Below are 13,745 nucleotides of genomic sequence, written 5' to 3' on the forward strand. Positions count from 1 at the left end.
CACATGGGGGGAGATCGGCAGCTTCAATTTCACCGCCCATTTTTGCAACGCCGACGGTTGGCGAAAGCCGGGGCGACATCCGATCTCCCCCCTTGCGGGGGAGATGTCCGGCAGGACAGAGGGGGGTGGGAAGGATCGCGACTTAGCCGGCTGCAGACGGGACGTTAATGCGCCTCTTCCCAGTTGTTGGCGGCGCGGGCGTCGACGTGCAGCGGCACCGACATCGATACCGCCGGCATGGCGGCGTTCTCCATGACGTGGCAGACGACCGGGATCGTCGCCTCGACCTCGGCTTCGGCCGTCTCGAAGACCAGTTCGTCATGCACCTGCAGCAGCATGCGGGCGGAAAGCTTCGCCTTCTCCAGCGCCTCGTCCATGCGGATCATGGCGCGGCGGATGATATCGGCGGCGGTGCCCTGCAGGCGTGCGTTGATCGAGGCGCGCTCGTTGAACGCCCGGATCGAGGGGTTTGACGATCTGATCTCCGGGTAGTGGATGCGGCGGCCGAAGATGGTCTCGACGAAGCCGTGCTCGCGCGCATAGGCCTTGGTGGCGTCGATATAGTCGCGGATGCCGGGGAAGCGCTCGAAATATTTCTTGATGTAGTCACCGGCTTCTTCGCGTGCGATCGACAGCTGGTTGGCGAGGCCAAAGGCGGAAATGCCGTAGATGATGCCGAAATTGATCGCCTTGGCACGGCGGCGCACTTCCGAAGGCATGCCCTCGACCGGCACGTTGAACATTTCCGAGGCGGTGATGGCGTGGATGTCGGCGCCGTCGGCGAAGGCCTGCTTGAGCTGCGGGATTTCGGCGACATGGGCGAGCACGCGCAATTCGATCTGGCTGTAGTCGGCGGAAACCAGCTTGTTGCCCTTGTCGGCGATGAAGGCCGTCCTGATCTTTCGCCCCTCGACGGTGCGCACCGGAATGTTCTGCAGATTGGGGTCCGAGGACGACAGCCGGCCGGTCGTCGTCGCGGCAAGCGCGTAGGAGGTGTGGACGCGCTTGGTGTCGGGATGGATGAAGCCGGGCAGGGCATCGGTATAGGTCGATTTCAGCTTGGTCAGCTGGCGCCAATCGACGATCTTGCGCGGCAATTCGTGGCCTTCGGCGGCGAGGTCTTCGAGAAGCTGCGCCGAGGTCGACCATTGGCCGGTCTTGGTTTTCGAACCGCCGGGCAGGCCCATCCTGCCGAACAGGATGTCGCCGAGCTGTTTTGGCGAGCCGATGTTGATGCGCTCGCCGACCAGCTGGTAGATCTCGTCCTCGAGCCGCGCCGCACCTTGTGCCAGTTCGCCGGAGAGCCGCGACAGGATCTGCCGGTCGACGGAGATGCCGCGTTGTTCCATCCGTGCCAGGACTGGCACCAGCGGCCGTTCCAGCCGTTCATAGACCGAGACCAGGCCCTTGGCGGCAAGGCGTGGCTTCAGCACCTGCCAGAGCCTGAGCGCGACGTCGGCGTGCTCGGCGCCGTAAGCCGTCGCCTTGCCGAGGTCGGCCTGATCGAGGCCGACGAAGTTTCTTCCCGAACCGGCCAGTTCCTTCAGCGGAATGGTCGCGTGGCCGAGCCATTTATCGGCCAGCGCCTCCAGGCCATGGCCACCATGGGTGCCGGCCTCGAGCACGTAGGAGATCAGCATGGTGTCGTCATAGGGGCCGATCTCGATGCCATGACGGCTCATGACGACGAGGCGGTATTTCATGTCGTGCACGATCTTGAGGACAGATTTGTCCTCGAGCAGCGGCTTGAGCAACGCTAGTGCGTCGCGGATCGAGATCTGGTTGTCGACCGCGCCGCCGCCGAGCAGGTCGCCATTGCCGTTTTTATGGGCAAGCGGCACGTAGGCGGCGTGGCCGGGCGCGACGGCCATGGCAAGGCCGATCAGTTCGGCCCGCATCGGATCGGGCGAGGAGGCCTTAACGTCGAAGGCGACGATGCCTCTCTCCATCGCTTCGGCGATCCAGGCCTTCAGCGTCGCGGCGTCGCGGATGCAGGCGTAGGCGCCGGTGTCGATCTTGCGGACGGTCGCAGCCTCCAGGCGAAGCGCCGAAAGCAGGGATGGGGTGTCGCCTTGCTTGGCTTCGGCCGGGACTTCGGAAGCCGCTTCGTCCGACGGGGGTGCGCGCTCGGCGGCCGCGGGCACGCCAAAACCCATATCGGGGCCATGCGCGGTATCGGCACGCTCTATCGTCACGGCAGTGGCCGCAACGTCGCCCGCGTCGGTTCCGGTCGCTTCGGCGACGCGGCGGGTCAGCGTCGAGAATTCCATGGTCTTGAGAAAGCCGATCAGCCTGGGACCGTCCGGCGCGTGCAACACGAATTCGTCAAGCCCCTCGGTCACCGGCACATCATTCCTCAGCGTCACCAGATCACGCGAAATGCGCGCCTTGTCGGCGTTGGCGATGATCGATTCGCGCCGCTTGTCCTGCTTGATCTCGCCGGCGCGGGCGAGCAGCGTATCGAGGTCGCCGAACTGTTCGAGCAATTGTGCCGCCGTCTTCGGCCCGATGCCGGGCACGCCTGGCACATTGTCGACCGAATCGCCGGTCAGCGCCTGTAGGTCGATCATTTTCTCCGGCGGCACGCCCCATTTCTCGATCACCTCGGGAACGCCGATCTGGCGGTCCTTCATCGGGTCGTACATGGCAACCGTTGGGCCAACCAGTTGCATCAAATCCTTGTCGGAAGAGATGATGGTGGTGTCGGCGCCGGCTTCGCAGGCAAGCCGGCAATAGGTGGCGATCAGGTCGTCGGCCTCGTAGCCTTCCGTTTCGATACACGGCAGGTTGAAGGCCCTGGTCGCCTGACGGATCAGGCCGAATTGCGGGATCAAATCTTCCGGCGGCGCCGAGCGGTTGGCCTTGTATTCGGGGTAGAGGTCGTTGCGGAAGGTTTTCGACGAATAGTCGAAGATCACGGCGAAATGCGTCGGCACAATGCCGACGTCGGTGTTGCGGGCGTCCTGCGTCAGCTTCCAGACCATGTTGCAGAAGCCGAGCACGGCACTGGTCGGCAGCCCGTCGGACTTGCGCGTCAGCGGCGGCAGTGCGTGATAGGCGCGGAAGATGTAGCCGGAGCCGTCGATAAGGAAGAGATGATCGCCTTTTTTCATGGCACGAGGGATAGCGCGGCGCAGCGCCGCGGTCCATGCCAAAGGCGGCTTGTGGCAAGGGTTCCGGCAACACCCTGACAAATGGCGCGAGATTGGCCGGCCCATGAAGGCTTGGTCACAGCTTTGTTCGCTCACGCCTATGTTACAAAAGTGTAATTTTTGTGCCCTTGAATCGCCACGTTCGCAGACACAGATAAACGCCATCGGCAGTTTTCGCCGAAGTCCGGAGCAAGGCCCGTCCCCCGCCTATCCCGGACACTTGCGGCAGCCTATCCCCCCTCTCCGGGCTGCCGCATCGTTTCGAGTAAGGCCGCCGTGGTTCCCCCTCCACCACGGCGGCATTTTTTTGCCTTTCGACCCGATCCTGCCCGTGGCCCAACGTTCGCGGGCTTTCCGTTTGGCCGCATGGGCTCTAGATTCGCCGCCAGAATCGAAAGGCCCGCCTATGTCCGCAGTTTCCCCTGTCCTCGACCGCCTCGACAAGAACTTCGACCAGAGCCTGGAACGCCTGTTCGGCCTGCTCAGTATCAAGTCGATCTCCACCGATCCGGACTACGCGGCCTACTGCCGCAAGGCCGCCGAATGGCTGGTCGCCGAGCTCAAGTTGATCGGCTTCGACGCCAGCGTGCGCGACACGCCAGGGCATCCGATGGTGGTCGCGCATCACGACGGGCCAGCCGGCGCGCCGCATCTGTTGTTTTACGGCCATTACGACGTGCAGCCGATCGATCCGATCGAGTTGTGGGAAAGCGACCCGTTCGCGCCGGCGGTCAAGGAGATCGAGCCCGGCCACAAGGTGATCACCGGCCGCGGCGCGGCCGACGACAAGGGTCAGCTGATGACCTTCGTCGAGGCCTGCCGCGCGTGGAAGCAGGTGCATGGCGGATTGCCGTGCCGAATCACGATCCTGTTCGAGGGCGAGGAGGAGTCCGGATCGCCGTCGCTGAAACCGTTTCTCGAGGCGAATGCGGATGAGCTGAGGGCCGATTTCGCGCTGGTCTGCGACACCGGCATGTGGGATCGCGATACGCCGTCGATCTGCGTCTCGCTGCGCGGGCTGGTCGGCGAGGAGATCACGGTGAGTGCCGCCGACCGCGACCTGCATTCCGGGCTCTACGGCGGTGCGGCGGCCAATCCGATCCGCATCCTGGCAAAAATCCTGGCCGACATCCACGATGAGGATGGCCACGTCACCATTCCGGGTTTCTATGACGGCGTCGAGGAAACGCCGTCGCAGATATTGCAGTCGTGGCTGTCGCTGGGCGAGACCGCCGAGACCTTCCTCGGCCCGATCGGCCTGTCGATTCCGTCCGGCGAAAAGGGCCGCTCGGTGCTCGAACTGACCTGGGCGCGCCCGACGGCCGAGTTCAACGGCATCATCGGCGGCTATACCGGCAAGGGCTTCAAGACGGTGATCGCCGCGCAAGCCTCGGCAAAAGTCTCCTTCCGCCTCGTTCACAAACAGGATCCGGCAAAAATTCGCGCCGCCTTCCAGGCATTCGTCAGGCAGCGCGTTCCGGCCGACTGCTCGGTCGAATTCCACCCGCATGGCGCCTCGCCGGCGATCCAGCTTTCCTACGACTCGCCCTTTCTCGCCAAGGCCAAGCAGGCGCTGTCCGACGAATGGCCGAAGCCGGCGGTGGTGACCGGCAGCGGCGGCTCGATCCCGGTGGTCGGCGATTTCCAGACCTATCTCGGCATGGAATCGCTGCTGGTCGGTTTCGGTCTTGACGACGACCGCATCCACTCGCCGAACGAGAAGTACGAGATGAGCTCTTTCCACAAGGGCCAGCGCTCCTGGGCGCGCATTCTCGAGGCGCTGACACGCTGAAATTGCGTCACAATCAACTTTGTGTTGATTTTTCACCGGATCACGGCAAGGACGGGCACGGCCCGTCGCGTATCGCTGCACGGGGCCGCGACCGGAGAAGACGATGAGCGACATACGTTTCCACAAAAACGATTTGCCCGGCCTGCTGCATTACGATGTCGGGGCGGTCGCTATCGACACCGAGACGCTCGGGCTGAACCCGCATCGCGACCGGCTCTGCGTCGTGCAGATCTCACCGGGCGACGGCTCGGCCGACGTCATCCAGATCGCGCCCGGCCAGAGGAAGGCGCCGAACCTCGTCAGCCTGCTGAAGAATCGCAGCATCACCAAGCTCTTCCACTACGGCCGCTTCGATCTCGCCGTACTCTACAACGCCTTTGGCGTCATGCCGGAGCCGGTGTTCTGCACCAAGATCGCGTCGCGGCTGACGCGCACCTACACCGACCGGCACGGGCTGAAGGACATCTGCTTCGAGCTTCTCGGGGTCGGCCTGTCGAAGGCGCAGCAATCCTCGGACTGGGCGGCCGAGACGCTATCGCCCGAGCAGCTCGAATATGCCGCCTCCGACGTGCTCTATTTGCACCGGCTGCGCGACGTGCTGAGCGCGCGGCTGGCGCGCGACAACCGGACCAGGGAAGCCGATGCCTGCTTCCGCTTCCTGCCGACGCGTGCGAAACTCGATCTGATGGGCTGGGATGAGGAGGATATCTTCGCCCACAGCTAATGGCCCTCTGGCACTTTAACGCCATCGGCCGGGAGGAATTGAAATGGCTGCGCGAAAACCAATCGAAACGGCACCGAAGGACGGCTCCAAGGTCACCGTCTACTGGCAGGACAGCGACGGCGTGATTAACGAGAGCATCGCGCAATACCGTTCGCTCGACCGGCTGAAGGCGGCCGGCGGCGACTGGGACGAAAGCGACGCCGGCTGGTGGGCCTATACGGACGGCCATACGCAAAAGAAGATCGACCCGATCAGCTGGCGGCCGGCCTCCGACGACCCGGACGCGGACGACTGAGGGTTGTCGCAACCGCCGACCTGAAGTGATTATTCTGAGGCAACGCGTATTTTGTTCTTGCTTTGTGCCGGCAGCTATGCTACTAATCCACTATGGTGCTCATTGGCGCCAACGACCCGCCCGCCAAGGCGGGTTTTTCGTTTCGGCTTTGGCGCTGTCGCGGGCCGGGCGTGCTTCGCAAGTGATTGAATACAGTTTACTTCGATTTTTCCCGACTTAACCCGCCCTTAAATCGCCGCATCTAGTCTTCAACCCGAACGCCATAGGCATGGGGAAGACAGCACAGCGCATGGCGAACCGGAAAGACAGCCGCATCGAGCCCAGCTTCGAGGCATCGCCGGGGGCGAGGTCCTCGGCGGGTTTTTCGGTGAGCGAGGAGGACCGCGTCGTGCCGAGCAACCGTAAAGCCTCTACTGCAAAGCGCAAATCGTCCAAGGCCAAGCCGTCGCGTGGCGGGCGCGGCAAAGGCCGGCGCGGCCTGTTCGGCGTGCTCGGCCGGCTGTTCTACTGGTGCTTCGTGCTGGCCATCTGGGGCGGCATCGCCACTGCCGGCATCGTCGTCTACTACGGCGCGAAGATGCCGGCGGCCACCACCTGGGCCATTCCCGACCGCGCGCCCAACATCAAGATCGTCTCGGTCGACGGCCAGCTGCTTGGCAATCGCGGCATGAGCGGCGGCGAGGCCGTCGGCCTGCACGAAATGTCGCCCTATATTCCCGAGGCCGTTATCGCCATCGAAGACCGCCGCTTCTATTCGCATTTCGGCATCGACCCGATCGGCCTGTCCCGGGCCATGGTGACCAATGTGCTCGGCGGGCATTTTTCGCAGGGCGGTTCGACGCTGACCCAGCAGCTGGCCAAGAACCTGTTCCTGACGCCGGACCGCACGCTGGAGCGCAAGGTGCAGGAAGTGCTTTTGGCGCTGTGGCTGGAGCACAAGCACACGAAGGACCAGATCCTCGAAATGTACCTCAACCGGGTCTATTTCGGCTCCGGCGCCTACGGCGTCGAAGCGGCCTCGCGCCGCTATTTCGGCAAGAGCGCGCGCGATGTCACGCTGCCGGAGGCGGCACTTCTCGCCGGGCTGCTCAAGGCGCCGTCGCGGCTGTCGCCGGCGCGCGACCCGAAGGCGGCCGAGCAACGCTCGCAGCTGGTGCTCGCCGCGATGCGCGACGAGGGCAAGATCAGCGCCAAGGAGATGACGACGGCGATGAGCGCGCCGGCGACGCGCGCGCCGTCCTACTGGACCGGCTCGGAAAACTATGTCGCCGATACGATCATGGAAGAACTGCCCGACCTGATCGGCGACGTGCGCCGCGACATCGTCGTCGACACGACCGTCGATCTGACGCTGCAGAAGCTCGCCGAGCAATCGATCCGGAGGCTGATCGACCAGAGCGGCAAGAAGCTCAACGTCAGCCAGGGCGCGCTGGTGTCGATCGACAATTCCGGCGCGGTGCGCGCCATGGTCGGCGGCTATGACTATTCGACCAGCCAGTTCGACCGCGCCTCGGAAGCGCGCCGCCAGCCGGGCTCGGCGTTCAAGCCGTTCGTCTATATGGCGGCGCTGGAATCCGGCCGTACGCCCGACAGCGTGCGCAATGACGCGCCGATCAAGATCGGCAACTGGACGCCCGACAATTACGGCGGCAAATATTTCGGCAAGGTGACGCTGGCGACGGCGCTGGCAAAATCGCTGAACTCGGTGGCCGCGCAGTTGACTATGGAAGTAGGGCCGAACGCGGTAGTCGAGGCGGCGCACCGCATGGGCATCCAGTCAGAGCTGACGGCCAACACTTCGATTGCGCTGGGCACCTCGGAAGTGACGCCGCTGGAACTGACCTCGGCCTATGTTCCCTTCGCCAATGGCGGTTACAAGCCGGACATCCATTTCATCCGCCGGGTCACGACGAGCGACGGCAAGGTGCTCTACGAAAACAATGGCGGCGGTGCGCCGCGCGTCGTCAAGCCCGATGTCGTCGGCATGATGAACTCGATGATGACCGGCACGGTCGAGATCGGCACGGCCAGGAAGGCGGCGTTCGCCTGGCCGGCCGCCGGCAAGACCGGCACCAGCCAGAATTCGCGCGACGCCTGGTTCATCGGCTATACCGCCAATCTCACCACCGGCGTCTGGTTCGGCAATGATGACGGCAGCGCGATGAAGAAGGTCACCGGCGGCGCATTGCCGGCGCAGGCCTGGCACGAGTTCATGGTCGCCGCGCATGAGGGGGTGCCGGTGCGGCCGCTGCCTGGAACCTGGAAGTCGACGCCGCCCGACACCATCGTCCCGGACGACATACCGTCCGATACGGCGCCGCCGGCGCCGGTCGCTTCCGTTGGCCAATCAGCGCCGCCTGCGTCAGCCACCCAGTCGGCTTCGCGTCCCGTGCGTCCCGCCGAGACGGTCGATGCCGGCGGCCTGGCCATGCCGGGTGTCGACGGCACCACCGAGTCGATCAAGCATCCGGTGCCGCCCGGCAATGTCGGCGGCCCGGTCAAGAAGCGGCAGACCTCGATCCTGGACATTCTGACAGGCGGCTGAACGACAGGCCCTCGCCACCGCTGCCGCGTTCCGCTACATCTCCTGCTTGGAGACGCGACATGGCTGAACCCGACACCAGAAAAACCATCGTGCTGACCGGCGCCAGCCGCGGCATCGGCCATGCCACGGTCAAGCGCTTTTCACGTGAAGGCTGGCGCGTCATCACCTGCTCGCGCCAGGCTTTTGCCGAGGACTGCCCGTGGCCGGCCGGCCCGGAAGACCACATCAAGGTCGATCTCGCCGACCAGGAGGATGTCGGCATCGCCATCTCCGAGATCCGCCACCGGCTGGAGGCGCATGGCGGCCAGTTGCACGCGCTGGTCAACAATGCCGGCATCTCGCCGAAGCTCAAGGACGGCAACAGCCGCATGAACTCGATCGACACGCCGATGCATGTCTGGCGCGACGTCTTCCAGGTGAATTTCTTCGCCCCGATCATGCTGGCGCGGGGACTGTTCAAGGAGCTGGCCTCGGCCAAGGGCTCGATCGTCAACGTCACCTCGATCGCCGGCACCCGCGTGCATCCTTTCGCCGGCACCGCTTACGCGACCTCGAAGGCGGCACTCGGCTCGCTGACCCGCGAGATGGCGCATGATTTCGGCCCGCACGGCATTCGCGTCAACGCCATTGCGCCGGGCGAGATCGACACCGCCATCCTGTCGCCGGGCACGGAAAAAATCGTCGAGACCATTCCGCTGAGGCGGCTCGGCACCACCGCGGAAGTCGCCGACATCATCTTCTTCCTGTGCTCGCAGCAGGCGTCTTACGTGACCGGCTCAGAAATCCACATCAACGGCGGCCAGCACGTTTGAGCGAGCAGACCGATCGATATGAGCGTTTCACCGAAACCAACGTGGTTGGATCGCTCATTATCTACGAATGGGCCGCCAGTTTAGATATTTCCGGCGCGCGCGACATACTGGATCGCATAGTCGAGGTCCTCGGCTCTGCGCCTGACATCGCCACGGTCACAGACGAAAAGACGGGCAAGGATTATCTCTACCGAAATTTTGCGAAACGCGACGTTATAACCAAGAAAGATTGGCAGTCGGTCGGGTACTTGTGGAAGAGAAGTCCGAATGTGCTATCGGATTTTTCTATAGACATTGGCTGCTCTGTCGATCGTTTCAGGCTCTTCGAGATTCATATCGATCGAGCTGCTAACGCAGACGCGAAAAAAACCTTCGAAAGAATCATCAAGCTGCTCGTTCAAGAGCTTCAGCCGATCTATGGCGTAGGATTGTCCATGCCATATTCCTGGGGCCCAAGAGCGTTTGCGCGTGGCTCAACGTCTTCCCGCTTCGCGACCGTCGACAAAACCTTCTATGGCCCGCCAGAACAGCTACGGGCGCAATCCTTTGTTTTCGGCCGAACCTTTCATGCGCGAAGTGATGAACGGCACCTCGACGTAAATCTCCGGAATGTATTCCCGTTCAACTTGCTGTCCCAGGGGCATTTGGACCGTCGGATCGACCGCAAGCGGTTGCAGAATTGGATTCTGGACAACGCCTATGGTGTCTTGCGGCAACTGTCGCCTGTGTCATGGCGGTGGGATGTTCCGCCCGAAGACATTCAAAAAATCAGAAAATCTCTGATCGATGCAGGAATCACGATTGTGAAAGAGTAGCCGTCGTAGCGGTGTCGGCAGCCAAAGCCGGCTCGGTCCTGCTCGCCGTCACCACTTCGACGATCCCACGGGCGATCTCGCGTTCGCCCATGATGACGGTGTCGGCGCCAAGATTCTTGAGGTGCTCGACCTCGGCATCGGAATGGGCGCGGGCGATGATTTCGATTGCCGGATTGGCTGCGCGGGCGCGCAGCACGACCTGCCCGGCCTCGAAGGCGTTGGGGATGGCCAGGATCAGCCGCTTTGCGCCGTCGGGATGGGATGCGGCGAACACGTCGCCATTCGCCGCGTTGCCGGCCACGCTTTCGATGCCGTCGGTCTTGAGCTTCGCCAATGTCTTGTCGGCATCCTCGATGACGAGGAAGGGCAGGGCGGCCTGCTTCAGCGAGACGCCGACGAGGCTGCCGACCCGGCCGTAGCCGACCAGGATGGTGTGGCCGGTCAGCCTCGTCCTGGGCGGCGGGCCACCCTCCTTCGCTGGCGGCGCGACCGAAGCCACCTGGCCGGGCTCGGTCGCCGGGCCGATCGGCCTTGCTTCGCCGGGCGGCGCCGTCCTGCCGGCGCGTGCTTCCAGCCAGGGTTTCATCCGGTCGACGGCAAGAAACATCAGCGGATTGAGGACGATCGACAGGATGGCGCCGGCGAGGATGAGGTCGCGGCCTTGTTCGGGCAGCAGTTTCAGCCCGACACCGAGTTCGGCCAGGATGAACGAGAATTCGCCGATCTGGGCAAGGCTTGCCGAAATCATCAATGCCGTTGTGACCGGATAGCGGAAAACGACGACGATGACGAAGGCTGCCAGCGATTTGCCGACAACGATAATGGCTAGCGTCGCCAGGATCGGCCAGCCATTGCTGATCAGGCTGAACGGGTCGAACAGCATGCCGACTGAAACGAAGAACAGCACGGAAAAGGCGTCGCGCAGCGGCAGCGATTCCTCGGCCGCCCGGTGGCTGAGCTCGGATTCGCTCATGATCATGCCGGCGAAGAAAGCGCCGAGAGCCAGCGAGACGCCGAACAGCTTGGCCGCGCCGAAGGCGACGCCAAGCGCAATCGCAAGCACGGCCAACCGGAACAGTTCGCGCGATCCGGTATGGGCGACGTAGTGCAGGATCCAGGGGATAAGCCGGCGGCCGACCACCAGCATGACCACGACGAAGGCCGCGACCTTGGCCAGTGTGATGCCGACGACGCCCCAGACGCCGTAGCTCGTCGGCAGCGACAGCAGACCGCTGGAGTGCACCTCCACCTGCTCTTGGCCGCCGAGCACGCCGGCCAATGCCGGCAAAAGCACCAGCGCCAGCACCATCGCCAGATCCTCGACGATCAGCCAGCCGACGGCGATGCGGCCACGCTCGGTCTCGATCAGCCGCCGCTCCTGCAGGGCGCGCAACAGCACCACGGTCGAGGCCACGGAAAGCGCCAGGCCGAAGACCAGCCCGGCGCCCATCGACCAGCCGAGCATCCAGGCGAGGCCGGCGCCAAGGGCTGTCGCGAAGCCGATCTGCACGATGGCGCCGGGCACGGCAATGGCGCGGACCGACAACAGGTCCTTCAGCGAGAAATGCAGGCCGACGCCGAACATCAGCAGGATGACGCCGATCTCGGCCAGTTCATTGGCGAGGCCAGCATCGGCAACGAAACCCGGCGTGTTTGGTCCAACCAGAACGCCGGCGACGAGATAGCCTACCAGCGGCGGGACACGGAAGCGGTTGGCAAGTGCGCCGAAGACGAAAGCCAGCCCCAGACCGGCGACGATGGTGGCGATAAGGGGCGTGTCATGCGGCATTGTCTATGGAGCGCCTTCAGGAATTGCGATGTCGGATGTGCGCCGCCCGAAAGCCGCCGCCTTGGCAGTATGGAGGCTGGGACAGTCGCGAGACAACCCGCAATCCCCATGAAATCGATGACAAGGCAGCAAAAGACGGAGAGCCGGCAAGCGTTGCCACCCGGCGCGGCCTGCTCCAGGCAGGCGATTGATACGGAAAAGGGCTTATCCCGTTCGCGCAGGCAGACGCTGTTAATTGTGCATTGATAGAACTGGGATTCATCCGTTAGCAGACCGAAGCGGTCCTCGGGATGGAAGATGGGTGCGACGCATCAGGCACGATTCGCCAACCCGTGTCCTGTCAGATCGTGGCAGCCTCCTACTGCGCCACAGGCGTTTTTGAAGCCGGGCGCTTGCGGATGAGACAATCTTCGACAAAGACTTTGGGAAAGCGGAGAACCTTGGAGGAAGTATGGTTGAAATCGCCAATACAGCCGCAGAGCACATTGAGAGTTTCCATGCGGCTCTCGACGTTGTCGCGCGGGAGCGAAAATACCTGACCATGCTTGAAGCGTTCCCGCTTCCTGAGACACGCGATTTCGTTTTGAATATGATTAAGCAGCGAAACCCGCATATCGTGGCGACGGAAGGAGACCGCGTTGTGGGATGGTGCGACATCACCCGCCATTTCTTTCCATCTCACGCTCATCGCGGAAGTTTAGCGATGGGAATCATACCCGATTATCGTGGACAAGGATTGGGCCGTCGCCTTATCACCGCCGCCTTAGAAAAGGCTCGGCAAGAAAACTTCGTTCGCGTTGAACTCTCGGTGCACGCCGATAATAGCCGGGCCATAACGCTGTATGAAAAAACTGGTTTCGTTACGGAAGGTGTCCTCAGGCGTAGCGCTTGCATTGATGGTCGCTATGTCGACACCATCTGCATGGCCGTGATGCTCGACGGTCAATGACGATGCTGGCGCATCCCGACCGACGTTTTGTCGCCGTGATCCGGCCCCCAGTCAGCTTTGAACCGATTGGAACGTGGCGAAGGAGGCCCATTTCGACATCTTCCGGAGCGAGGCTTGGAGGGGGAACGTGCCGCCTTGTGTTTCTCTCTTCACCCTTGCGTCGGGGTGGGAGGGCGGAACGCTGCCCTCATCCGCCTACCGGCACCTTCTCCCCGTAAGTGACAGGGAGAAGGGGCTTGGACGCAACGCTGGCAACCCCCCTCTCCCCGTCTTTCACGGGGGTCCGAAGGACAGGCGAGACAAGCGGCTCGCCCCGGAATGGGTAAGGGTGAGGGGCAGCACAAACCTGATGCGATTGCCCTGGGCTGCTTCAGCCTCACGATCAATAAGGAATGTACGCACCGCCGATGCCCGATCAGGTCGCCTGCAGCAGGCTCTCGATATCGGGTATGCTGTGGTTGGTCAGCGTCTTTGGAATTTCGGCCGTTATCTTGTCGGTGACCTCCTTGTGCAGTTTCCGGCGCATGTCGCCCAGCACTGGCGGCGGTGCGATCAGCACGATCTCCTTGAAGGTGCCGCGATGCGCGAGCTTGTAGAGCCGGTCGGCAATCTCGTCGGCAAAACGCTCCTTGCCGAGGCGGTGCCAATCGGTGTCCTCGACCGCACTGCGGTGGACGGAAGGGCCGTCGCTGTAGCGGCCGGGGCGGTCCGTGCCTTGCTCTCGGGTTGCCGGATTTTCCTGCTCCATCTCGTGCACGACCTGAAGGTCGGGATATTGGACGTCTCCACGGTTCTCGAGGAACAGCGCCTTTTCGCCATCTGCCACCACGATCCACAGTCCGCGTTTCAGTCTGACGTTGCTCATGGGGCGC

Annotated in this window: 10 protein-coding genes; 7 read left to right on the forward strand and 3 right to left on the reverse strand. The window is 63.2% G+C overall.

All coding sequences use genetic code 11. The annotated features are described in order from the left end of the window. Positions 1–164 precede the first annotated feature (164 nt). Entirely contained in the window at positions 165–3,113 is a 2,949-nt protein-coding gene (gene polA / locus NKG95_RS21890) for a DNA polymerase I (RefSeq protein ID WP_353042492.1), read from the reverse strand. A gap of 445 nt (positions 3,114–3,558) precedes the next feature. Between polA and NKG95_RS21895 the strand changes: the two genes are divergently transcribed. The 6 genes from NKG95_RS21895 to NKG95_RS21920 all read left to right on the forward strand — a co-directional run bounded on the left by NKG95_RS21895 (position 3,559) and on the right by NKG95_RS21920 (position 10,135). Further along, positions 3,559–4,944, forward strand: a complete 1,386-nt coding sequence (locus tag NKG95_RS21895) for a M20/M25/M40 family metallo-hydrolase (protein WP_353042494.1) — start codon at positions 3,559–3,561, stop codon at positions 4,942–4,944. Positions 4,945–5,047: 103 nt separating this feature from the next. Next, complete coding sequence (locus tag NKG95_RS21900) at positions 5,048–5,668, forward strand: ribonuclease D (RefSeq protein WP_031193995.1); 621 nt, start codon at positions 5,048–5,050, stop codon at positions 5,666–5,668. A 43-nt stretch (positions 5,669–5,711) separates the two neighbouring features. Continuing rightward, positions 5,712–5,963 carry a hypothetical protein gene (locus NKG95_RS21905; protein WP_353042496.1) on the forward strand — a complete coding sequence of 84 codons (252 nt, stop codon included), beginning with the start codon at positions 5,712–5,714 and terminating at the stop codon, positions 5,961–5,963. Between the two features lie 289 nt (positions 5,964–6,252). Then, positions 6,253–8,508, forward strand: coding sequence for a transglycosylase domain-containing protein (locus tag NKG95_RS21910; RefSeq protein ID WP_353042498.1), 2,256 nt, complete (start codon positions 6,253–6,255; stop codon positions 8,506–8,508). 59 nt (positions 8,509–8,567) lie between these two features. After that, the gene (locus NKG95_RS21915) at positions 8,568–9,320 is read left to right on the forward strand and encodes an SDR family NAD(P)-dependent oxidoreductase (RefSeq protein WP_023718933.1); all 753 of its coding nucleotides are present in this window, start codon (positions 8,568–8,570) and stop codon (positions 9,318–9,320) included. Then, positions 9,317–10,135 (forward strand): hypothetical protein, encoded by an 819-nt coding sequence (locus NKG95_RS21920; RefSeq protein WP_353042500.1) that lies wholly within the window; start codon positions 9,317–9,319, stop codon positions 10,133–10,135. Before NKG95_RS21915 ends, NKG95_RS21920 begins: the two co-directional genes overlap by 4 nt. Here the strand turns inward: NKG95_RS21920 and NKG95_RS21925 are convergent. After that, positions 10,116–11,924, reverse strand: coding sequence for a cation:proton antiporter domain-containing protein (locus tag NKG95_RS21925; protein ID WP_353042501.1), 1,809 nt, complete (start codon positions 11,922–11,924; stop codon positions 10,116–10,118). The two genes, NKG95_RS21920 and NKG95_RS21925, sit on opposite strands and share 20 nt — an antisense overlap. A gap of 451 nt (positions 11,925–12,375) precedes the next feature. Between NKG95_RS21925 and NKG95_RS21930 the strand changes: the two genes are divergently transcribed. Then, positions 12,376–12,873, forward strand: a complete 498-nt coding sequence (locus tag NKG95_RS21930) for a GNAT family N-acetyltransferase (RefSeq protein WP_353042502.1) — start codon at positions 12,376–12,378, stop codon at positions 12,871–12,873. A 415-nt stretch (positions 12,874–13,288) separates the two neighbouring features. Here the strand turns inward: NKG95_RS21930 and NKG95_RS21935 are convergent, their stop codons facing one another. Continuing rightward, positions 13,289–13,738, reverse strand: coding sequence for a baeRF12 domain-containing protein (locus NKG95_RS21935; protein ID WP_023718936.1), 450 nt, complete (start codon positions 13,736–13,738; stop codon positions 13,289–13,291). Between the last annotated feature and the right edge of the window lie 7 nt (positions 13,739–13,745).

The organism is Mesorhizobium sp. M1423 (assembly GCF_040317575.1).
In the GTDB taxonomy this organism is placed as follows: domain Bacteria; phylum Pseudomonadota; class Alphaproteobacteria; order Rhizobiales; family Rhizobiaceae; genus Mesorhizobium.